Annotated in this window: 19 protein-coding genes and 1 pseudogene; 12 read left to right on the top strand and 8 right to left on the bottom strand. The window is 66.4% G+C overall.

The annotated features are described in order from the left end of the window. Positions 1 to 15: 15 nt before the first annotated feature. Entirely contained in the window at positions 16 to 873 is an 858-nt protein-coding gene (locus tag G3I17_RS33895; protein ID WP_164602334.1) for a serine protease, read from the top strand. A 69-nt stretch (positions 874 to 942) separates the two neighbouring features. Here G3I17_RS33895 and G3I17_RS33890 read toward each other — a convergent pair whose 3' ends face one another. Further along, positions 943 to 1,584: a TetR/AcrR family transcriptional regulator gene (locus G3I17_RS33890; RefSeq protein WP_164602332.1), complete on the bottom strand. Its 642-nt coding sequence runs from the start codon at positions 1,582 to 1,584 to the stop codon at positions 943 to 945. A gap of 67 nt (positions 1,585 to 1,651) precedes the next feature. Next, positions 1,652 to 2,539: a TIGR03620 family F420-dependent LLM class oxidoreductase gene (locus tag G3I17_RS33885; protein WP_203591133.1), complete on the bottom strand. Its 888-nt coding sequence runs from the start codon at positions 2,537 to 2,539 to the stop codon at positions 1,652 to 1,654. A gap of 230 nt (positions 2,540 to 2,769) precedes the next feature. On the opposite strand from G3I17_RS33885, the gene G3I17_RS33880 reads away from it, so the two are divergent. Beyond that, the gene (locus G3I17_RS33880) at positions 2,770 to 3,318 is read left to right on the top strand and encodes a hypothetical protein (protein ID WP_164602330.1); all 549 of its coding nucleotides are present in this window, start codon (positions 2,770 to 2,772) and stop codon (positions 3,316 to 3,318) included. Here G3I17_RS33880 and G3I17_RS33875 read toward each other — a convergent pair. Then, positions 3,284 to 3,982 carry a TetR/AcrR family transcriptional regulator C-terminal domain-containing protein gene (locus G3I17_RS33875; protein ID WP_164602328.1) on the bottom strand — a complete coding sequence of 233 codons (699 nt, stop codon included), beginning with the start codon at positions 3,980 to 3,982 and terminating at the stop codon, positions 3,284 to 3,286. The two genes, G3I17_RS33880 and G3I17_RS33875, sit on opposite strands and share 35 nt — an antisense overlap. A gap of 517 nt (positions 3,983 to 4,499) precedes the next feature. Between G3I17_RS33875 and G3I17_RS33870 the strand changes: the two genes are divergently transcribed. From G3I17_RS33870 to G3I17_RS33855, 4 genes and pseudogenes are all read left to right on the top strand, one after another. Beyond that, positions 4,500 to 6,242 carry a hypothetical protein gene (locus G3I17_RS33870; RefSeq protein WP_164602327.1) on the top strand — a complete coding sequence of 581 codons (1,743 nt, stop codon included), beginning with the start codon at positions 4,500 to 4,502 and terminating at the stop codon, positions 6,240 to 6,242. 116 nt (positions 6,243 to 6,358) lie between these two features. Next, entirely contained in the window at positions 6,359 to 6,493 is a 135-nt protein-coding gene (locus G3I17_RS42345; protein ID WP_164602325.1) for a helix-turn-helix transcriptional regulator, read from the top strand. Between the two features lie 266 nt (positions 6,494 to 6,759). Next, positions 6,760 to 8,775 carry a spermidine synthase gene (locus tag G3I17_RS33860; RefSeq protein ID WP_203591132.1) on the top strand — a complete coding sequence of 672 codons (2,016 nt, stop codon included), beginning with the start codon at positions 6,760 to 6,762 and terminating at the stop codon, positions 8,773 to 8,775. 28 nt (positions 8,776 to 8,803) lie between these two features. Next, positions 8,804 to 8,956: pseudogene (locus tag G3I17_RS33855) on the top strand (aminoglycoside phosphotransferase family protein); the annotation flags it as partial. Between the two features lie 97 nt (positions 8,957 to 9,053). Here the strand turns inward: G3I17_RS33855 and G3I17_RS33850 are convergent. Genes G3I17_RS33850 through G3I17_RS33840 form a run of 3 tightly spaced genes read right to left on the bottom strand, consistent with a single transcriptional unit; the run spans position 9,054 to position 10,778 of the window. Next, positions 9,054 to 9,695, bottom strand: coding sequence for a hypothetical protein (locus G3I17_RS33850; protein ID WP_164602321.1), 642 nt, complete (start codon positions 9,693 to 9,695; stop codon positions 9,054 to 9,056). A gap of 58 nt (positions 9,696 to 9,753) precedes the next feature. Beyond that, a complete protein-coding gene (locus G3I17_RS33845; RefSeq protein ID WP_164602319.1) occupies positions 9,754 to 10,074 on the bottom strand; it encodes an AzlD domain-containing protein in 321 nt (106 codons plus the stop codon). After that, positions 10,071 to 10,778, bottom strand: coding sequence for an AzlC family ABC transporter permease (locus tag G3I17_RS33840; protein WP_164602317.1), 708 nt, complete (start codon positions 10,776 to 10,778; stop codon positions 10,071 to 10,073). Before G3I17_RS33840 ends, G3I17_RS33845 begins: the two co-directional genes overlap by 4 nt. Positions 10,779 to 10,846: 68 nt before the next feature. Here G3I17_RS33840 and G3I17_RS33835 point away from each other — a divergent pair, with 68 nt between their 5' ends. Then, positions 10,847 to 11,401, top strand: coding sequence for an XRE family transcriptional regulator (locus G3I17_RS33835; protein WP_164602315.1), 555 nt, complete (start codon positions 10,847 to 10,849; stop codon positions 11,399 to 11,401). Here the strand turns inward: G3I17_RS33835 and G3I17_RS33830 are convergent. Beyond that, complete coding sequence (locus G3I17_RS33830) at positions 11,398 to 12,228, bottom strand: SAM-dependent methyltransferase (protein ID WP_164602313.1); 831 nt, start codon at positions 12,226 to 12,228, stop codon at positions 11,398 to 11,400. The genes G3I17_RS33835 and G3I17_RS33830 overlap by 4 nt on opposite strands. 156 nt (positions 12,229 to 12,384) lie before the next feature. Here G3I17_RS33830 and G3I17_RS33825 point away from each other — a divergent pair, with 156 nt between their 5' ends. Together G3I17_RS33825 and G3I17_RS33820 are read left to right on the top strand one after the other, a co-directional pair. Further along, positions 12,385 to 13,260 carry a helix-turn-helix transcriptional regulator gene (locus G3I17_RS33825; RefSeq protein WP_343238510.1) on the top strand — a complete coding sequence of 292 codons (876 nt, stop codon included), beginning with the start codon at positions 12,385 to 12,387 and terminating at the stop codon, positions 13,258 to 13,260. Between the two features lie 175 nt (positions 13,261 to 13,435). Continuing rightward, positions 13,436 to 15,001 (top strand): LCP family protein, encoded by a 1,566-nt coding sequence (locus G3I17_RS33820; protein ID WP_164602311.1) that lies wholly within the window; start codon positions 13,436 to 13,438, stop codon positions 14,999 to 15,001. 29 nt (positions 15,002 to 15,030) lie between these two features. Here the strand turns inward: G3I17_RS33820 and G3I17_RS33815 are convergent, their stop codons facing one another. After that, entirely contained in the window at positions 15,031 to 15,720 is a 690-nt protein-coding gene (locus G3I17_RS33815; protein ID WP_164602309.1) for a hypothetical protein, read from the bottom strand. Positions 15,721 to 15,836: 116 nt separating this feature from the next. Here G3I17_RS33815 and G3I17_RS33810 point away from each other — a divergent pair, with 116 nt between their 5' ends. The 3 genes from G3I17_RS33810 to G3I17_RS33800 all read left to right on the top strand — a co-directional run bounded on the left by G3I17_RS33810 (position 15,837) and on the right by G3I17_RS33800 (position 20,233). Next, on the top strand, positions 15,837 to 17,963 hold the full coding sequence (locus tag G3I17_RS33810; protein WP_203591131.1) for a phospholipase C, phosphocholine-specific: 2,127 nt from the start codon (positions 15,837 to 15,839) through the stop codon (positions 17,961 to 17,963). A 261-nt stretch (positions 17,964 to 18,224) separates the two neighbouring features. After that, positions 18,225 to 19,250 carry a DUF5937 family protein gene (locus tag G3I17_RS33805; RefSeq protein WP_343238515.1) on the top strand — a complete coding sequence of 342 codons (1,026 nt, stop codon included), beginning with the start codon at positions 18,225 to 18,227 and terminating at the stop codon, positions 19,248 to 19,250. A gap of 71 nt (positions 19,251 to 19,321) precedes the next feature. Continuing rightward, positions 19,322 to 20,233, top strand: a complete 912-nt coding sequence (locus G3I17_RS33800) for a DUF5937 family protein (RefSeq protein WP_164602305.1) — start codon at positions 19,322 to 19,324, stop codon at positions 20,231 to 20,233. The last annotated feature ends 298 nt before the right edge of the window (positions 20,234 to 20,531 follow it).

Genomic DNA, 20,531 nt, shown 5'->3' with positions numbered 1-20,531 from the left:
GACAGGAAACCGCCCATGAGACTGTTCCGTACCTTCGCCGCGACCACCGTCGCGCTCAGTGCCGCGCTGCTCGGCAGCAGCCAGGCCCTCGCCGTCGAGGTCTCACCACAGGCCTCCGCCCCGGCCGCTGTCGCCGCACCCGGCGCCGACTACACCGGCATCGCGGCACTCAGCAACTGCTCCGGTTCACTCGTCCGGTACGCCGAATCGCTGTCCACCGACTCGGCGATGATCCTCACCAACGGCCACTGCTACGAGGGCGGCATGCCCGGCCCCGGCGTGGTGATCACCAACCGGTCCTCCACCCGCTCGTTCACGCTGCTCAAGCCGACCTCGGCCAACGCGGGCACGGTCCGGGCCAACCGCGTCATTTACTCGACGATGACCAAGACCGACGTCACCCTGTACCGGCTGACCGAGACCTACGCCGCGATCAAGACCCGGCTGAACGTCACCCCGCTGACGCTGGCCAAGACCGCTCCCGCGAACGGCGCCGGGATGGCGGTCGTGTCCGGCTACTGGAAGCGGATCTACACCTGCTCCGTGCAGAGCACCATCCCCGAACTGCGCGAAGGCGGCTGGGTGTTCAAGAGCTCGATCAAGTACCGCCAGCCGGGCTGCGAGATCATCGGCGGTACGTCGGGTTCGCCGATCGTCAGCACCTCCACCGGTGAGGTCATCGGCGTGAACAACACCAGCAACGAGGACGGCGCGAGCTGCACGCTGAACAACCCGTGCGAGGTCGACGCGAACGGCAACATCACCGTCCAGCAGGGCGCGGCGTACGGCCAGCAGACCTGGTGGTTCTACACCTGCCTGTCGGCGACCCGGACCCTCGACCTGAACAAGGCCGGCTGCCTCCTGGCCCACTGACCTACTGACAGCCCCGGCGACCACCTGTACTTGCGCGGGTGGTCGCCGGTGCACCTGATCGGCTGTCTCTCAAGACGAGAAGGTGCGGGCGGCGATCAGCAGCGCCTCACGCATCGCCACCTCGTAGTCCTGTGTTTCAGCGTCGGCGTGGTCGGTGTTGAACGCGTAGTACTCCGTGGCCACCCGCAGAGCGGTGGTGATCATCGCGGCCTGCACGGCGACGGTCAGATCAGGGCCGGGCAGCCCGGCGCGGCGAGCGAGCGCTTCGGCGTACGCCGACTCGGCGTGCCGGTGCGCTTCCAGCCATACCGCGCGCAGGCCCGGTTCGGTCCTGGTCAAGCGCACCAGGTTCACCATCGTCGTCCGATCGGCGACGTTGTCGTGCAGTCCTATCGTGTCGAACACTTCGGCCATGCTCTGATCGCTGGGCCACGACTGCAAGAACTGCGCGATGAGCTCGATCACGCCGGTCAGCAGGGGTGTGACGCAGCTTTCTTTGGTCGGGAAGTACCGCCACAGCGTGCGGGAGGAGATGCCGGCCGCCTCGGCGATCTCCTCAGCGGAAGTGGCCGCGACCCCCTTGGCGAGGAACAGACGTACCGCCGAGCGCGCGACCTCCAGGCGGGTCTCAGTCTTACGCCGTTCGGTGAGCGGCGGACGTCCTGTTCGCGTGGCCGCTGACTGGGCTCCCGCCCTCTGCTCGCTGGGCATTCCAATTCCACCTCCCTTGCAACGTGTGGACCTCAGGCACCCTAACGCCGTTGGTAGTTTCCCCTGTCTACGCGGCGGTTCGCTGCGGGAGCAGTGCCGCAGCGAGCCGCCGCCAGTGCGGCATGGTCGAGTGTCCTGGCTCGGTGCCGAGCACCTGGATGGCGACGTGGTCGGCGCCAACGTCGAGGTGGTCGTGCAGTTTGCCGACGATGGTGTCGAGGTCGCCCCAGCTGACGAGGTCGTCAACGAGCCGGTCGCTGCCGCGGCCGCCGTCGATGTCCGCCTCGGTGTAGCCCAGGCGCAGGAACTTGGCGATGTTGTACTTCTGCGTGAAGTACATGTGGAGGTGCTCGCGCGCGATCGAGCGTGCCACGTCCGCGTCGGTTTCGAACAGCACCGCTTGCTCGACGCCGAGGAAGGGCTTGGCGCCCAGCACTTCCCGCGCCTGCGCCGTGTGCCCCACAGTCACGTGGTACGTGTGCGCGCCGTCGGCCCGATCGCGGGCCAATTCGAGCATCTTCGGGCCGTACGCCGCGAGCAGCCGGCGTACCGGCGTCCGAGGCTGGGGATTGGCGCTGACCGTCGCATCCAGGTCGTCGAGGTATTCGCCCATCGCCTGGAGCGGCTTCAGTCGCGGGTCCCCGACACCGAGGCCGAGCAGATGACGGCCAGGGTAGGCGTCGGCCAGCAACACCGCCGCACCCTGAGTCCAGCGCGGCTCGCGAGCCCCGATCTTCGCGATGCCGTTGACGACAGTCATACGTTCGGTACTGGAAAGCAGAAACCCGGCCTGGGTCATCGCTTCGCGCCCAGCACCCTCAGGAAACCAGAACGCCGACCAGCCAAGCTCCTCAAGTTCCTGCACGGACTCCCGCATCAGGCTCGCCGGCTGGAACTCGAGATCAAACGTCCAGATCCCGAAGCGCCCGAGGTCCATCCCGTCGATCGCGCTCATACATCTCCTCTAGACAGGGTCATGCCAACATCAGCCACTCTACCACTTTTTGTCACTCACTGACTCAGTGGCAGCTAGCGCCAATAAATCCTATGGTGGGCCTAGGTCGCGCGACAGGGGCCGGATGGCAACGGCCTGACGGAGAGAGCGTCACAGACTTGCGCTTAGTTCAACCGCCTCTCTATCGTGACTTATTGAACTAAGTTAAAATCTCTGTCGAGGAGTTGCGCATGCCCGTTACGGTCATAGTTACAGCTGTCTTGCTGAGCGTGCTCGGTCTGACTTTCTGTCTGATCCCGTTGGTCGCCTACCGCCACGGCGACGCCGCTGAACGTGCCGCTGAACACGAGGTGGCCAGGCAGGGCTTCCCGAGCGAGGTACTGGCACAACATCGCGTGCAGTTCAAGGAATCAGGGCTGGAGACGCTGTTCCCCTTCGGGATCGCGGCGGTGCTGTTCATCGTGGCCGGCCTGGATCTGGCCGGAGTCGGCCCGGCCAGAGTCGCCTCGTGGGTGGTCGCGGGAATTCTGCTCGTCGTCGGCGGCTTCATCACGGCCGGGCAACTGTTCGCGACCCGCTACATCGAGGCAGCCTTCAAGCGATCGAAGGATCCCGCTGTGCGCAACATCGATGCGCGGGCGATCATCGAGGTCGCCGGCAAAGTGTTCCCGAGCTGGCTCCGCCCGGTGCAGATTGTTCGTTTCGTGCTGACGACAGTCGGCTCGGCAGTAGTGATCGTTCTCCTCATGACGACGGCTGCGAGCGTCCACTTCCGGTAGTCAGTCGCGCTTCCAGGCCATCCAAGAGAGCGCGCAGACCGAACTGGAACGGGTCGTCCTCGGGCGAAGACGCCTCCGGGTTCGTAGTCAGCAATCGATCACGCAGCCGTGGAAAGCCCTGCGCGACACCGTTGACCTGGTCGATGGTGTCGCGCAGTTCCTGCTCGTGATCGGCTCCCGTCCTGCGCAGCCTGGCTTCCCAAGCCCGCTCGGAAGCTGCGCCCTGAGCTGCGCCGATGACAAACATCAGCATGGTCGCGGCCGCCTGGTCGGCACCTTGGCGACTGAAGCCCGCAGTCTCATAGATTCCCAGGCAGTGATCATCGACCCGTGCTTTGCCTGGGCCGTAGATCAGGTGGGTGCTCATCGTCGACACCAGCCAGAAATGCCTGCTGATCATCGCGTGAGTACTGGCAGCCACCGCAGCGGCTGCCGCGCGCCACCCCAAGTCGGCCGGGTCAGGGAGCTCGATCTCACGCCACACGTGATCACCGGCCAACACGACCAGGTCGTCCTTGTTCTTCACGTGCCAGTACATCGCCGTCGACGCCATACCCAGCTCCGCCCCGAGCCGGCGCACGTTCAGACCATCCACACCTTCGGCATCCAAGACAGCAACCGCCGCCTGGACGATTTGCTCCCGGGTCAACTTTTCACGCGGCATCCAACCAGCCTATCCGCGCCCCAACCATCGAACCTGACCGCGACAACTCTCATCGACGGTCCAGCGCCTGACGATCGTCCCGAGTGCGCCGTCCTTCGCTGCTGAGCAGCTCCGCTGCCCGTGCCCGCGGGGATTGCTCGCCAACGTCACCTGTCACATGACTGTCACGCCTGTCATATGACTGGCAGTTTGGTCAAGGCCGAACCTCTGGTCCGCAGCCAACAAGTCTCCACGGTGGACCCAGGAGGTTCGATCGCGGCGGGTGTCCGGGCGTAGTACAACCAAAAGATCGCGGCCGGCTCCCGCATCACAATCGGAGTGCGTCCGTCATTGAATTTCACGATCTTCGACGCAGATATTTCACCCGGACTCAGCCGATTCGTCCGTTCTATTGGCTGATTATGATCAATCATTTGACCCGGCGGTCACCCCTTGACACTCCATTACCGTCCGAGGATCGTGCAAATGAAATCAGTTCACAAAACTTGGGGGGACAGTGACTGATCAAGATACCTCTATGCCCAGGCGATCCTGGCTGGAGGAAGCTGCGTACGAGCGGCACACCAAGCACCTCAAAGACGTCCGCATCATTCTGCCCTGGCGACGCCCTTGCACGGTCCGCGTACTCCTCGTCACCGACGGAGGACTCAACTTCGGCGAGGGGGACTTTGGTCTGTCGACCTTCGTCGGCGTGCTCCTCAACGATCAGCGCAGCTACGTCAGGTTCGACCTCACACTGGCCCACCTGAGAACGAACGCCACGGACTCCGAGGTGATGGCAGGCGCACCTGGGATCACTCGCAGTATCAAAGGCTTCGCATTCGACAACCCCGATCACTTCGATCCCAACGACTTTGACGAAGTGTGGCTGTTCGGGATCGAGACCTTCTTCCACAGCTCGTCGTACGCCAACCGCCTGAACAACACCGCCGCCTACCCGGTGGACCGGCTCGGTCATGCTGAACTCGCCAAGCTCACCGAGCACATGAATCGCGGTGGCGGCCTGTTCGCCACCGGCGACCACGGTTCATTGGGCCGCGGCCTCGGCGGATCCGTGGACCGGGCGCGCAACATGCGCCACTGGCAGTCCTTCGCCGGGCCTACCGGCCAGGACGAGGTAAGTATGGGCGGAGTTCGGCGGAACGATTCGAACGTGATCGGTCATGATGCAGGCAGCCAGTTCAGCGACCAAAGTGACGACATCCCGCAGCAGATCGACCTCAAACTCTATTCCGCCTGGGTGCATATCCTGCGCGCCGCTCGCTATCCGCATCCCGTCTTGTGCAGTAGATACGGGCGCATCGACGTCTTCCCGGACCACCCGCACGAAGGCGAATGCCGTACACCGGACAATCTCGCACTCGCGGCAACTGATGGCACGCCAGAGTATCCCGATGCGGCCGACGGCTCCGGCCAGGTCGTCCCCGAGATCGTCGCCTGGGGTCGGGTACCGGCCGGCAACGACGGGTACATCGGTGGCTCTCCGACCAAACTTCCGACACAGGCCCACAGGTTCCCGCTGCTCAGCACGTACGACGGCCACCGGGCCCGAGTGGGGCGAGTGGTCTGTGATTCCACCTGGCACCATTTCGTCAACGTGAACCTGATCGGAATCCTGGAGGGTGGGGGCTTCGACGACTTCGCAACGCCGGGCACTCACCCCAGCAAGCACATCGGATTCCTTTACTCGGCGGCAGGCAAGGCCGCCCTGGCAAAGATCCGTGAGTACTACGTCAATGTTGCCGTCTGGATCGCGACACCCGAGCGCCTCTCGTGCATGCGCTGGAGATCCTGGTGGGACGTCATCTGGGACGCCCGCATCGTCGAGGCGACACTGGACGATCCAAACCGTTCTCTCGATCGAATCAGCATCGTCGACCTCTACCACATCGGCATCCACGCGCGGGATGTCCTGGGCAAGGCCGCCGGCCAGTGCCAAAGCCTGGAATGGCTTTTCCCTGTCTTCGACCGCCTCTGGCCGGAGATCAAGCCCTGGATCGATCCGTGGCCGCCCCACCTCGATCGGCCGGAGGACCCGCCCCTGCCATGGTTCTCCCCCGAGCCGCTCGTGGCCGTCGCCTTGGGCGGTGCGGTTGTCGCACTCAGGGCTCAGTTCCCCTATCCCGACGAAGCCGCATTCGACCGCGGGGACGACGCAATCGAAGGTGCCGTCATGGAAGGCGCCGAATTCGCCATCCGCCAGGCCAGGGAGCAACTCCGCGGCGAACTGCAACTGGTCGAGCGACTACTGGGCGGATGATCCACCAACCACGTACGGAACCTGGGTGCACGGTTCGGCATCCACCCGGATACAGCTGGGCTGATCCTGGGGCGGGAGGTGTCACGATCCGGCCGAGAGGGCTTACCCCGGACCAGGTGGCCGAAGCCGCGCGGCTCTACGAAGAGGGCTGCTCGTCGGCCCGGATCGGCGAACGGCTGGGCTTCAATGGACAGACGATCGGCACGACTCTGCGGAAGCTCGGTGTGCGGATCCGAGATCCCCAAGGATGAAGCAGTTGCGAACTCGGGTGCTGCCGAGCGCAAAGCACGGGTGGGTCGGACACGGTCGGCGATCTACCGCTTGTGGTTCGGGCGGGGTCAACGCGCCAGCACCCAACGCGAGCACGGGTGGGTCAACGCGCCAGCCCCACCGGATGCCGAAAACGGGGGCAAGGGTGATGTGGACCACTTCTGATCCGGTATGGTCGCCGCCCATGGCAGTCGACTCGTCAACACCCGATCAGATCAGCATCCCCCGGTGGCACAGTCCACTCGCGGTGAAACCCCGCCTGGTCCTGTCCAGCGCACTGATGCTGTTCCTGGAGCTGGCGCTGATCCGGTGGACCGGGTCCAACGTCGTCCACCTGAGCTACTTCTCGAACTTCGTCCTGCTGGGCTCGTTCCTCGGCATCGGGATCGGCATCCTGCGGTCCGGCCGGGCGAAGCGACTGCCCTACTACTCCCCGATCATGCTCGGCCTGCTCGTCGCGGTGATCGCGTGGAAGCCGGTGACGGTCAACCGGGGCAGCTCCTCCAGCGTCATCTACTTCACCAGCCTGGAGACCAGCGGTCCGCCGACCTGGGTGATCCTGCCGATCATCTTCGTCGCCGCCGCGGTAGTCCTGGCCGGCCCGGCCGAGCTCGTCGGCCGCTGCTTCGGTGAGCTGCCGCGCCTGACGGCGTACCGGTTCGACCTGATCGGCAGCTTGATCGGCATCGTCTCCTTCACCGCGCTGTCGTTCCTCGGAGCGCCGCCGATCTGGTGGGGTGCGATCGTCACGATCGCGTTCCTGGCGCTGATGGTGCCGCAACAGAAGGTGACCGCGACCGCGCTGAGTGCCGCGCTGGTGGCCGTGCCGCTGCTGGTGATGGTCGGTGTGCTGTTCCACGAGTCGACGCGGCCGGAGAACAGTTGGTCGCCGTACTACAAGGTGCAGACCTCGGGGTTCGAGTGGCAGGGCGTACCGCTGCTGACGATCACGGTGAACGGCGTACCGCACCAGCAGGCGATCCCGGCCGACGCGCGGCTGCAGTGGGAACCGCAGTACGGACTGCCCTATGAGCGCGCGGCCGCGGGCAAGACGCCGAAGAACGTACTGATCATCGGTGCCGGTTCGGGCTCCGACGTGGCGATTGCGTTGAAGAAGGGCGCGGAGCACGTCGACGCGGTCGAGATCGACCCGCGGATCCGCGACATCGGCAAGGCCAAACACCCGGACCACCCGTACCAGGACCCCCGCGTCACGTCCTACATCAACGACGGGCGGGCCTACCTGTCCGGGACCGACAAGAAGTACGACCTGATCCTGCTGGCGTTGCCGGACTCGCTGACGCTGGTCAACGGCGCGAGCTCGCTGCGCCTGGAGAGCTACCTGTTCACCCAGCAGGCGTTCGAGAGCGCGAAGGAGCACCTCGCTCCGGGCGGTGCGTTCGCGATGTACAACTACTACCGCGAGACCTGGCTGATCGACCGGCTCGCGCTGACGGCGGAGAAGGCCTTCGGGCACAAGCCCTGTGTGGACAAGGTCGGCGACGATCTGCAGCAGGCCGTGGTCACGGTCGGACTGACCGAGGCCGACCAGACCTGCGGCAACGTCGCGTGGACCGGGCCGAGCGCGGTCACGCCGCCGCCGGCCACGGACAACCGGCCGTTCCTCTACCTGTTCACCGATCGGATCCCGTCGCTGTACCTGGTCACGTTGGGGCTGGTGCTGCTCGCCGGGTTGATCGGCGTCGGGATCGCGGGCGGCGGTTCGTCGTACCGGCGGATGCGGCCGTACACCGACCTGTTCCTGCTCGGTGCCGGGTTCATGTTGCTGGAGACGAAGAGCATCACCGGGTTCGCGCTGCTGTTCGGTACGACCTGGGTGGTCAACGCGATCGTGTTCGCCGGGGTGCTGGTCGCCGTCCTGGCCGCTGTCGAAGTGACGCGGCGGTTCAAGACCCCACCGGTGAAGATCATGTACGCCGTCCTGGGCGCGGGATTGCTGCTCAGCTGGGTCTTCCCGGACAGCTGGCTGCTCTCGATGCCGGTCGGGTTGCGGGCGCTGGTCGCGGTGGTGATCGCGTTCACGCCGATCTTCGCCGCGAACGTGATCTTCGCCAAGCGCTTCACCGACACCGAGGACGGCACCGCGAGCTTCGGCGCCAACCTGCTCGGCGCGATGCTCGGCGGCTGCCTCGAATACGCAGCCCTGATCATCGGCTTCGACGGCCTGCTGATCATCGCGGCCCTCCTGTACGCCGGTGCGTTCCTGCTCCGGCCGAAGGGCTCCTCAGTCGTCAATGCCTGATCCACTCACCTGGGCAAGGCGCGACGACCACCGCTACTGGCTGTTGCTGGATGCCCTCGCCTTCGCGCCGGACGCGGAGAAGGTCGCCGGACCGTGGCGGGACCTCGGGCGGAGTGACCTGACCCCGGAGCTTCTCCAGGAGCGTCTGGAGCTCTATCTCGAGGCAGCTCTCGCGGGTTGACGTCTGCGGTAGAGGATCAGGAAGGTGACGCCCAGCACTGTGCCGATCAGTAGCGACGCGATCGCGGCCCAGAGCAGTGTCTTGCGTGGCTGCGGCACTAGCTGTCCTGAGGGCGATCCTGAGGCCGGTCGGGGTTGGGGCCGGGGTTGTAGGTGTTGGGCGGCGGGTAGCCGGGGAACGTGTTGCCCTGCGGCCCAGGAGGCCCGTACTGGGGTCCGCCGGGCGGTGGGTAGTTGGGTGGGCCGTCGCGGAAGGTGATGTTCGGGTTGCGCTTGCTGCGGCGGGAGCCGGCCGCGAGCAGGGTCGTGCCCAGGATCACGAAGATCAGCACGGAGAAGACCAGGCCCAGGATCGACAGCACGAAGATGCCGATCGAGCTCCGCCGCGCGACGGCGTACGTCGTATCGGAACCGTCGTCGATGCAGTTGACCACGTAGTCGCCGGCCGGCACCACCTCAGTCGACCGCGCGACGAGGTACCAGGCCGTGCCGTTGATCTCGAGCGACTCGGATCCACTCTCGACCTCCAGCGGGACGTCCACGCCGCCCGCCGTCTTCACCTCGCAGGTCGCCTTCACACCAGGCTGCGACGCCCAGAGCGTCAGCCCCTTCTTCGACACATGCACCACCCCGTCGCCGATCGGCTTCGGCATACTCGGCGCGCTCCGCACGATCATGACGACGAAGAACACGGCGAGCGCGGCCCCCACCACGAAACTGGCGATCCCCACTCGTCTCATGGCCGAACGTTAGCTGCAAGAAGCGGTCACGGGTACGCCGAGCAGCCGCTAGAGGCGGTCACGGTACGCCGAGCAGCCGCAACCCGGCAGCCGTAGCGGCGGCTGCCACCACCACCAGTACGAACGGCGCCTTCCGCCAGGCCAGTACGCCGCCGACCAGTACCCCCGCTGGTCGCGCGATCCCCGCGTCGCTGTGTCCGTCGGTCAGCGCGGCCGTCGCCACCAGCGCGGCGAGCAGCACGACCGCGGCCGCCGACATCACCTGCTGCGCCCGATCGGGCAACTCGAACCGGGTCCGCAGCAACGGCCCCGCGAGCCGCAACGAAAAGGTGCCTACGGCAAGTACCAGGATCGCCGCCACCATCACCGTGTTGCTCATCCGACGGTCTCCAAAGTGCGCTTCTCAACGCGATAGAAGAGCAACCCCACCAGGGCGAACAGAACAGGCAACCCGGCCGGCAGGAACGGCGTGACCACGAGTGCGACCACGACACCGATCGCAGCGGCCGTCCGGGTCGACCGATCGCGAAGAGCCGGCAGCACCAACGCCAGCAGCACAGCGGGGAACGCGGCATCCAGCCCGAAGACATCGGTATCGGTGATCACCGACCCGGCCGCCGCCCCGATCACGACGCCGATGCTCCAGCAGACGAAGATCCCGATCCCACACGCCCAGTACGCCGCCCGCTTCTGCCGCAGGTCCTCCTGCCCGAGCGCGAAGGCCACATTCTCGTCCGTCATCAGGTGACTTCCGGGCAGCCGTTTCCAGCCGCCGCCGATCACGTCGCTCACGGCCAGCCCGAAGGCGACGTGCCGGGTGTTCACCAGCAACCCGGCGATCGTCGCCGCGATCGGGCTGCCACCGGCCGCGACGATCCCGACGAACAGGAATTGCGACGCCCCGGCGAACACCAGCAGCGACAACGCCACCGGCACCCACAACGGCAGTCCCCCACCGACGCTGATCGCGCCGTACGAGAGCCCGACCACGCCGTCAGCCAGGCAGACCAGGCCGATATCGCGCAGCAACCCGCGATCCAGGGTCGCGGACACCTCTGAGATTGTTCGCCATATCGAACGCATGGCGTTTATGATGAACAGATCACAGTCGTTCGTCAAGCCGAACACCTGGACCGATGGAGCGAACACCGATGGACAGCAAGGCACCACTTGACGTGATCGCATCCTCGCTGCGCCGGGAGCGGGGCAGGGCCGGCCTTTCCCTCACCGAGGTGGCCAGGCGCGCGGGCGTCGCGAAGTCCACCCTGTCCCAGCTGGAGTCGGGCACCGGCAACCCGAGCGTCGAGACGCTCTGGGCGCTCTCCGTCGCCCTCGAGATCCAGTTCGCCGACCTGCTCGAACCACAGCGCCCGAAGGTCCAGGTGATCCGCGCGAACGAGGGCCCGGCGATCTACTCGGAGCACTCCGACTACAGCGCGACGCTGGTCGCCGCCAGCCCACCCCACGCCCGGCGCGACCTCTACCGCATCGTGGTCGCACCCGGCCCGGGCCGCGAGTCCCAGCCGCACATGCCGGGCACGATCGAACACGTAGTACTGAGCACCGGGCGCGCCCTGATCGGCCCACTGGAAGAGCCGGTCGAGCTACAGCCCGGCGACTACATCGCTTACCCCGGCGACGTGCCCCATCTGTTCAAGGCACTCGCCGCAGGTACTACCGCAGTACTGGTCTCGGAAACTTCTTAGTTCTTGCGGCCGATGCCGCCGGCGATGCACTCCTCGATCTGGCTGAGCGGCTTCACCCGCGGGCCATCCGGCCACCACTCGTCGCACAGGACCAGGCCGGGCTCGACCAGCTCGAGGTCGCCGAACATCTCGGCGATCTTGTCGCGGGTGCGGAACAGGCCGCTGCCCATCGGGCTGTGGGTGAACCGCTCCTCCAGCGCCCGCGCGGTTTTGGCGTGCTCCGGCGTCTCCGGGTCCATGAAGTGCGAGATCACCACGTACGACCCCGGCGCCAGCGCGTCGGCGTACTGCTTGATCAGGCCGGGGCCGTCGTCGCCGAGGTAGTGGTGCAGGGTGCCGTTCTGGATCAGCGCGATCGGCTGGCTGAAGTCGAGGAACTCGCGGACCTCGGGGTTGTCCAGCACCTCGCCGGGCTTGAAGATGTCGGCGCTGACGAACAGCGTCTGGTCGTTCTCCTCCAGCAGCGCGCGGCCGTGCGCGAGCACCACCGGGTCGTTGTCGACGTAGAGCACCTTGGCCGTCGGCTGCAGTCGCTGCACGATCTGGTGGGTGTTCTCCGCCGTCGGGAGGCCGGATCCACAGTCCAGGTACTGCGTGATGCCCGCTTGGCCGGCCAGGAAGCGGCAGGCGCGGACGAGGAAGTTGCGGTTCGACCAGGCCAGGTCCGTCACCTGCGGGGCCACCGTCGCCACCTGGCGCAGTACCTCGCGGTCGATCTCGAAGTTGTCCTTGCCACCGAGGAACGCGTCGTAGACGCGCGCGATGCTCGCCCGCGACGTGTCCACCCCGACCGGTACCGAGCTCGGGGAAATCGTGGCGTCGGACATGTGCGACCTCGCAGATCGTCGGCAGAACGTGGCTGGAAAGCAGAGCCTACTAACAGTAGGGGAACGATTCCAGCTCGTGGGGGCGCGTCGGCCTGCCCCGGCCTGGCCCTAATCGTGAAATGATCCTTCTCTGCGTCAGCGACAGGGAGGACGGCGGTGACAGAGCAAGGCACGCCGGGCGGGCCGACCGCACTGCGGATCATGCTCGGCGCCCACCTCCGCCGGATGCGCGAGGACGCCGGGATCACCCGTGGCGAGGCCGGCTACGCGATCCGTGGCTCGGAGTCGAAGATCAGCCGGCTCGAGCTCGGCCGGGTCGGTTTCAAGGTCCGCGACGTCGAGGATCTGCTCAGCCTCTACAAGCTCAAGGACGACAGCGAACGCGCCCGGCTGATCTCGCTGGCCAAGCAGGCGAACAACCCGGGCTGGTGGCAGCGCTACGACGACATCACGCCGAACTGGTTCCACTCCTACCTCGGGCTGGAGATGGCCGCCGAGCTGATCCGGACCTACGAGGTCCAGTTCGTGCCCGGCCTGCTGCAGACCCCCGACTACGCCCGCGCGGTGATCCGGCTCGGCCGCGGCGACCGGCCGTTGCCCGCGGCCGAGATCGACCGGCTGGTCGCCCTGCGCAAGACCCGGCAGGAGATCCTGGAGGGATCGGCGCCGACCCGGCTCTGGGCGATCGTCGACGAGGCCGTACTGCGCCGCCCGATCGGCGGCCGGGCGGTCCTGCGCGCGCAGCTCGAGCACCTGGCCGAGCTCTCCCGGCTGCCCAACGTGACGCTGCAGATCCTGCCGTTCGCCGCCGGCGGCTACGCGGCCACCGGCGGCGCGTTCAGCCTGCTCCGGTTCGCCGACGCGGACCTGCCCGACGTCGTCTACATCGAGCATCTGACCAGTGCTGTCTACCTCGACAAGCTGGAGGATCTGGACGAGTACGTGATCACGATGGACTCGCTGTCGATCGCGGCCAGTACGCCGCGCAAGACCCAGGAGTTGCTGACCGAGATCACCAAGACCTTCACCTGACGGTGCCGGATGAAGTTGCTCAGGGCAACATCGGCGGCCCGGGTGCGGTGAGTGATCCGGTGGATACGATCCGTCAGCCAACGTCAGGCCTTGGTAAACCGACAACCAAGTGCACCCCGAGTACGTCATATTGTGTGCGCCCAACTCTCCCTTGGACGGAGTTGTAGACACACCGATGCCGAGTGACCAGCACGATCCGGAACATTCCCGCCGCCGCGCGCGGCGAGCCGCCCCCCGACGGCGGGCCGACCGACCCCGCAGTACTGGCGCCGTGCTCGCGCTGACGCTGCTCGGCTCCCTGATCCCGGGCACCGGTTACCTGCTCGCGGGCCGGAAGAAGCTCGGCGCGGTGGTACTGACCATCAGCCTCGGTCTGCTCGCGCTGGCCGGCTATCTCGGGCTCACCCAGCGGGACCGGATCCTCGAGCTGGCGGTGGCGCCGAAGCAGCTGCGGTACCTCACGCTCGGGCTGTGCCTGCTCGGCACGCTCTGGATCATCGTCATCGTCACCTCCCACCGGGCACTGCGGCCCGGCGTCGCCACCAAGGGCTCACGGGTCGGCGGCGCGGTACTGGTCGGGATGCTCAGCTTCGCGGTCGCGGTGCCGACCGCGCTGGGGGTGCAGACCGCGCGGACCCAGCAGGACCTGGTGCAGACGGTCTTCGCCGGCGGCAACAGCAAGAGCGCGACCCGGCCGACCATCAAGAACAAGAAGGATCCGTGGGCCGGCAAGCCGCGGGTCAACGTGCTGCTGCTCGGCGCCGACGACGCGGCCGGCCGCGACGGTACCCGGACCGACACGGTGATCATCGCGAGTATCGACACCGTCACCGGCAACGTCTCGCTGATCTCGCTGCCGCGCAAGCTCACCTTCATGCCGTTCCCGGAGGGCAGCAAACTGCACGACGCGTACCCGGACGGGTTCGGCAAGGAGGGCATCACCATTCCGCAGCGGCTGGAGTGGATGCTCGACGCGATCTACAAGAACGTGCCCGCGGAGCACCCGGGCATCGTCGGGCCGTCCGACAACGAGGGCGCGGACATCCTCAAGCTGTCGGTCGGCGAGGCCACCGGGGTGAAGCTGGACTACTACGTGCAGATCAACCTGGCCGGCTTCACCCAGCTCGTCAACGCGCTCGGCGGGATCACCGTCAACATCAACTACCCGATCCCGGTCGGCGGCAGCGACGACGCCAAGCGGCCGCCGAACTACTACCTCCAACCCGCGCAGAACAAGCATCTGTGGGGCCTGGAAGCACTTTGGTATGCCCGCGGCCGGTACCAGATCCCGAACCCGGACGACGCCCGCAGCGCCCGGCAGCGCTGCGCCATCCACGCGATCGCCCAGGCCGCGACGGTGCCGAACCTGCTGAAGAGCTACCGCAGCCTGGCCGAGGTCGGCAAGAACATGCTGCGCACCGATATCCCGCAGGAGCTGCTGCCGGCCTTCCTCGACCTCGCCCTGAAGATCAAGTCGGCGAAGGTCTCGGAGGTGGCGCTGGACGGGCACAAGCTCAAGTTCGCCTACCTGCACCCGGACTACGACGGCCTGCGCGCCACCGTGGCCGCAGCACTGTCCGCCAATCCTGCTGCCCCGGCAGCCACACCGACGCCGCAACCAACGAAGACCACGGGAAAGCCAACCAGCAAGCCCACGACGAGCAAGCCCACAACGCCGAACCCCACGGCCCCCGCCGACCTGGCCAACGCCTGCGAGTACCACCCGGTCGAGGCGCCCTAGTACTTCGTGCGCGCCCGATCAGCTGAAGGTCATTGCATGAGGAGACCGACGCCGAAGGAGACGACCAGTACGGAGATCATCAGCGCGGACACCGACTCGGCGGCCATCAGGAGCTTGGCTCGCGGGGTCAGCGGCATGGTGTCAGTGGGGCTGAAGGCCGATGAGTTGGTGATCGAGATGTAGAGGTAGTCGACGAAGCCAGGGACCCAGCCCGCCCTGGCCGAGGAGCGGCGGGCGACCTCGGTGATGGCGTCCTGGTCCTCGTCCTGCGGGAACCTGAAGTCGGCGTCCGGCAGCTTCGGGCGCTTGACCCGGAAGCGGGTCACCGGGCCACCGCGATCGAGCTCCCAGAACGCGAGCGCGAAGACGAGCACATTGGTCAGCCAGACCTGCCCGGCGGCCGCCAGCAGTTGCCCGCCCGCCGTCGCCTCGCCGGACACCAGCGAGTGGATGAGTTGCACGAGAGCGGCAAGGTTCGTGGCGGCGATCAACAGCACCAGGGAGATCGACAACCGGCGCAGGAGCCTGTTCTCCCGGCTCATCCGGCGCGGATTGGCCAGCACCAAAGGGATGAAGAGAGCGAGCTCCAGGACCGGTACGACGTACCGGGGTCCTACTTGCAAGGCGCTCGGCAGTGCGGCGTACAGGACGATCGCGGCGAGCACCCCGATCGCGGCCGGCAGTCGCGGCTCACCCGGGTGCACCTGCGCGTCGTTCATGAGTCGTGAGCTTAAGGCGTCGGCGCGTCGACGCGTGGGTTGGCGCGGGCGGGGAATGCTGGACGTGGTCCTGCGCTCCCCTGCTGCCCGCCCACTGACAGAACAGGTGACGACCGATGACGATGGACAGGCGAGACTTTCTTCGATCAGCGGGATTGACCGCGGCGGCCACCGGCGCCTTCGCGGCACTGCCCGCCAGTGTGCAACGCGCCCTGGCGGCGCCCGCCCCTACCGGCGGCCTGGAAATGATCGAGCATGTCGTGATCCTGATGCAGGAGAATCGCTCCTTCGACCACTACTTCGGATCGCTCCGCGGCGTCCGCGGGTTCAACGACCCCACCGCGCCAACCCTGTCCACCGGCCGGTCGGTCTTCTACCAGCCTGACGGGGCCGGCTACGTGCTGCCGTACCCGGTGGCAAGCCAGTACATGACCGGAACCCCGCACGACTGGGGCAGCGGTCACGCCGCCTGGAACCACGGCCGGTATGACCAATGGGTCCCGCAGAAGACCAAATACAGCATGGCGACGCATCTGCGGTCCGCGCTGCCGTTCTACTACGCGCTCGCCGACGCGTTCACGATCTGCGACTCGTACCACTGCTCCGAACTCGGACCGACCAACCCGAACCGGTTCTACCTGTTCACCGGCAAACTCGGTTTCGAGCCGGGCACCAGCAAGCGGGCCATCGGCAACGACTCGTGGCGGAACCCGGGCCATACCGGCTACACCTGGACCACGTACGCCGAGCGGCTCGAAGCGGCGAACAAGAGCTGGCAGGTCTACCAGGAGTGGGACAACTACGGCGACAACTCCCTGGACTTCTTCAAGAAATTCCTCGACATCGGCAAGAAGGCACTCGCCAGAACGTCGTACAGCAAGCTCGAATTCTTCTACGACGACGGAGTGCGCAAGGCATCCGCCACCCAGCGGGCGACCCTCCTGTCCCAGCTCGCCGCCGGGGTCGGCACTCTCACTGCCGCCGAACGCAGCCTGTACGACCGCGGCCTGCAACGAGTCGGCGCTGACCAGCTCGTCACCGCGTTCGGTGACGACATCGCGGCCGGCCGGCTCCCCGCGGTCTCCTGGATCGTGGCTCCGGAGCCGAAGTGTGAACACCCGGCCTGGGGCCCGGCCGAAGGCGCCAACTTCACCAAGGACATCCTCGACAAACTCGCCTCCAGCCCGCAGACGTGGAACAAGACTCTCGTCCTGATCACCTACGACGAGAACGACGGCTACTTCGACCATGTACCGCCGCCCGCACCGCCGGTGAACGCCGACGAGGGGCAGTCCACAGTCGCCATCACCGACGAGCTCGTCGGCGCCGAACCCATCGGTCTGGGCGCCCGAGTCCCGATGCTCGTCGTCTCGCCCTGGTCCCGCGGCGGAAACGTGTGCTCCCAGGTCTTCGACCACACCTCGGTACTGCAGTTCCTCGAGAAGTGGAGCGGCATCGCCGAGCCCAACATCTCCCCCTGGCGACGCGCGGTCTGCGGCGACCTGACCACCGCACTCGACCTGAGCACCACCAACGTCACCTACCCAGCTCTTCCCACCACGCCCCCGACGCCCGGCTGGGACACGACCTATCCCGCGCCGCCGAGCACGCAAGCGCTACCAGCACAGGAATCCGGCACCCGTCCCGCGCGGCCGCTGCCCTACACCCTCACCGTTTCCGGCCGCGTCGCCAGCGACAAGCTCTGGCTCGACTTCACCAACACCGGGACGGCCGGCGCCCACTTCTACGTACGTGCCAATGCCTTCCGCACCGACGGCCCGTGGCGCTACACCGTGGGCGCCGGGAACTCCGTCTCGGACTACTGGATGGCGGGCACACCGGAGGGCGCCTACGACCTGACCGTCACCGGCCCGAACGGATTCGTCCGCCGCTTCGCCGGCAACAGAGTCACCGCCACCAAGCCCGGCAACGCCAACCCCGAGGTCACCTTGCGCTACGCGCCGTCCGACAAGCTGGTCTGGCTGAAGATGACGAACACCGGTACCAAGCCCTGCGTGCTCACCATCCGGGTCAACAACCGGGCCGGCGGCCCCTGGAGCTACCAGCTCGCCGCAGGCGCCAGCACCGAGGACTGGTGGAGCACGAACAGCACCAACGGCTGGTACGACCTGACCGCGACCGCCGACACCACCGACGGCTTCACCCGCCGATTCGCCGGCCACCTGGAAGACGGCCTGGCCAGCACCAGCGATCCCACGATGGGCTCGCGCTCTCGTGGCTAGCTGATGCCCTTGCGGCGCGCAAATCTTCACGGGTGGATTAATTAATGTCTAAAGCAATCGCGATCAGGCGCAGAACGGATCGGACAACGCACTCAGCGAGCGGCTGGTAACCAGGAGAAAGCGGTTGCCAACAGGGTTACAACAATTCACGAGATTGGCCACGCAGACCCTTCCGCTTCGTACGATGCGAGGGTGATCGGGATTCCACTTAGCGCTGAGGATGTCGGCCGGACTGCGTTTGGGTATTCGCCGTTGGCCGAGGTGACGTCGAGTGTGCGGTTGTTGTCGTGTGGTGATGTGCCGCAGGCGCATCGGGGTTGGTTCGATGCTGTTCGCCCGTTGCTTTGCCGGGTTGATATGGCGCTGTTGTCCGCGGTGATGCCGTGTCGTCATCATCTTCCGGACTTTCTACTGACGGGTTCAGTGGGCACAGGTACGAAGATCGGTGGTCAGCTTGAGCTGGTGAGGGCGTTGCCGGCCGGGCAACTCGCGGAGGCGCTGGAGCGGACGTGGGCGGGTGGTCAGATGCCGGCAGCGGCGCGGGGCCTGGTCGGGAGTGGGGAAGCCGGCCCGGGTCTGCTGGCCGATGCCATAGCGGAGTACTGGCGCCTGGTGATCGCACCATTCTGGCTCCACATTCGCGCCTTGCTGGATGACGACATCGCCTACCGGTCAGAGTTGCTGGTCAAGGCGGGGCTGGCCGACGTGATCGACAGCCTGCATCGTGATCTGCGGGTGAAGGGGGAATCGCTGCATATTTCCAAGCCGGCGACTGACGCCCCGATCGCTGCCCGCGGCCGGGGCGTCTTGCTGGTGCCGTCGGTGTTCGTCTGGCCTCATCTTGTCGTTGCGCAGGAGGATCCCCACCAGATCTCTCTCATCTACGGTGTCCGCCGCCTGCCCCGTCCCTGGCTGGTGCTCGCCCTGCCGGACGTTGAGCCTGCCCTGGCGGCGCTCATTGGGCGGAGCCGCGCGACGATCCTTTCCTACCTCGAACTGCCTCAGTCGACCACAGAGCTGGCAGCGCTGCTGGGCCAGAGCCCGGCCGCGGTGAATCAGCACCTGTCCCTGCTCCGACGGTCCGGTCTGCTGACTGCGCGCCGGTCCGGTCGTTGGGTCCACTATCAGCGCAGCGCGAAGGGCGACTCGCTGCTCGCCGCGGTCGAGCCTTCGGGACTGAGCGCAGCGGGCGGAGCCAGACCCGAGCCGACCTCAGGGGCCGTCCCCGATGGGATTCATACACAGCCGAATCGCTCCGGCTCCGACCGGTATCCACGTAGCGTGTAACGATGATCAAGCTCGATCTCGGGTCGCCCGGGCTCAGCCGGCTGAGGTTCGGTTGCTCCCCGCTCGGTGAGATGACCGCGAGTTTGTGGCATCTTGGCGCCGCCCGGATCAGGCCGGTACACCGCGCCTGGTTCGCCATTGCGGCAACCCGGTTGGAACGGGCCGACCTTTCACTGTTGGCTGTGGTCGTACCACCACATCCCTCGATCGCCGATTGCCTGTTCGGTGCCATCGAATCCACAAACACCTCTTTGGAGCACCAGCTGCAGGTCCTTGCCCAACTACCGGTCGAGGTGCTGCGCCATCAGCTCGGCGAGACCTGGCAATCCGCTCCGATGCCGGCGGTGCTCAGGGGCTTCCTTGCCAGTCCGAGAGCGGCCGAACACCTTGCTGACGCGTTCGGAATCTATTGGGCGGTCGCGATCGAACCCTATTGGACAGCGATGAGATCAGTTCTCGACGACGACATAGCGCACCGAGCGTCCCTGCTTACCGAGGCAGGCGTGCAGGCCCTGTTCGCGAGCATGAACACCGAGGTCAGCCTGCAGGGCGGAGTCCTGTATCTGGACAAACGCGTGGACGACGAAATCAGCCTCAAGCACGGGTTGACCCTCGTCCCGTCGGTGTTCGTCTGGCCAAAGGTCATCTTCGCGCAGCCGGTCGGCGATGCCGCCGGCAGCCTGACCTATCCGGCCCGTGGGGTCGGCAAACTGTGGGACAGCCAATCGCGAGACGCTCCGAACGGATACCTGGGCGCACTACTCGGCCGCAGCCGCGCCTCGATCCTCGCAGCACTCGACAATCCACTATGCACCCTCGAACTATCGCTCCGGCTCGGACAGAGCTCACCCGCCGTCAGCCAGCACCTGAGCGTCCTTCGCCAAAGCGGCCTGGTCATGTCCTGGCGGTCAGGGCGCCGTGTGCTCTACCAACGCACCCCACTGGGCACAACAATCGCCAACGACATCAACCTCCCCGATTGATCTGGAGAGTCGCAACCCCCGTGCCATTCCAGCCAGCTGGAATGGTTGCCCGGCCTGCGCACTGAACAAGGCCACTCAGGCGTCTCGCCTGGTCTTGTTGCCGGCCGGTTCGGGGCACGCGTAGGAAGTCCTCTACGACAAAGCCGGCCAGCGACCATCGCCCTTCCGGCAGACCTTCCTCGACTTGCTCCGCAGCCCCAAACGAGCACTCCGCCAGGTAAAGCTGACGCGCCCCGCTTCCAGCTCGCCGCGACGATTCGAGCGCATCCGCGCCGCGGGTGCCGAGGTGCAGCAAGAG

The organism is Streptomyces sp. SID13031, assembly GCF_010548305.1.
In the GTDB taxonomy this organism is placed as follows: Bacteria; Actinomycetota; Actinomycetes; order Propionibacteriales; family Kribbellaceae; genus Kribbella.
Note: the sequence above shows the minus strand (reverse complement) of the source record. Positions and strands in the feature narration are given on the sequence as shown.

Coding starts and splice junctions, on each gene's coding strand:
- G3I17_RS33895 (WP_164602334.1), top strand. CDS start 16: ATGAGACTGTTCCGTACCTTCGCCGCGACCACCGTCGCGCTCAGTGCC.
- G3I17_RS33890 (WP_164602332.1), bottom strand. CDS start 1,584: ATGCCCAGCGAGCAGAGGGCGGGAGCCCAGTCAGCGGCCACGCGAACA.
- G3I17_RS33885 (WP_203591133.1), bottom strand. CDS start 2,539: ATGAGCGCGATCGACGGGATGGACCTCGGGCGCTTCGGGATCTGGACG.
- G3I17_RS33880 (WP_164602330.1), top strand. CDS start 2,770: ATGCCCGTTACGGTCATAGTTACAGCTGTCTTGCTGAGCGTGCTCGGT.
- G3I17_RS33875 (WP_164602328.1), bottom strand. CDS start 3,982: ATGCCGCGTGAAAAGTTGACCCGGGAGCAAATCGTCCAGGCGGCGGTT.
- G3I17_RS33870 (WP_164602327.1), top strand. CDS start 4,500: ATGCCCAGGCGATCCTGGCTGGAGGAAGCTGCGTACGAGCGGCACACC.
- G3I17_RS33850 (WP_164602321.1), bottom strand. CDS start 9,695: ATGAGACGAGTGGGGATCGCCAGTTTCGTGGTGGGGGCCGCGCTCGCC.
- G3I17_RS33845 (WP_164602319.1), bottom strand. CDS start 10,074: ATGAGCAACACGGTGATGGTGGCGGCGATCCTGGTACTTGCCGTAGGC.
- G3I17_RS33840 (WP_164602317.1), bottom strand. CDS start 10,778: ATGCGTTCGATATGGCGAACAATCTCAGAGGTGTCCGCGACCCTGGAT.
- G3I17_RS33835 (WP_164602315.1), top strand. CDS start 10,847: ATGGACAGCAAGGCACCACTTGACGTGATCGCATCCTCGCTGCGCCGG.
- G3I17_RS33830 (WP_164602313.1), bottom strand. CDS start 12,228: ATGTCCGACGCCACGATTTCCCCGAGCTCGGTACCGGTCGGGGTGGAC.
- G3I17_RS33820 (WP_164602311.1), top strand. CDS start 13,436: ATGCCGAGTGACCAGCACGATCCGGAACATTCCCGCCGCCGCGCGCGG.
- G3I17_RS33815 (WP_164602309.1), bottom strand. CDS start 15,720: ATGAACGACGCGCAGGTGCACCCGGGTGAGCCGCGACTGCCGGCCGCG.
- G3I17_RS33810 (WP_203591131.1), top strand. CDS start 15,837: ATGACGATGGACAGGCGAGACTTTCTTCGATCAGCGGGATTGACCGCG.
- G3I17_RS33800 (WP_164602305.1), top strand. CDS start 19,322: ATGACCGCGAGTTTGTGGCATCTTGGCGCCGCCCGGATCAGGCCGGTA.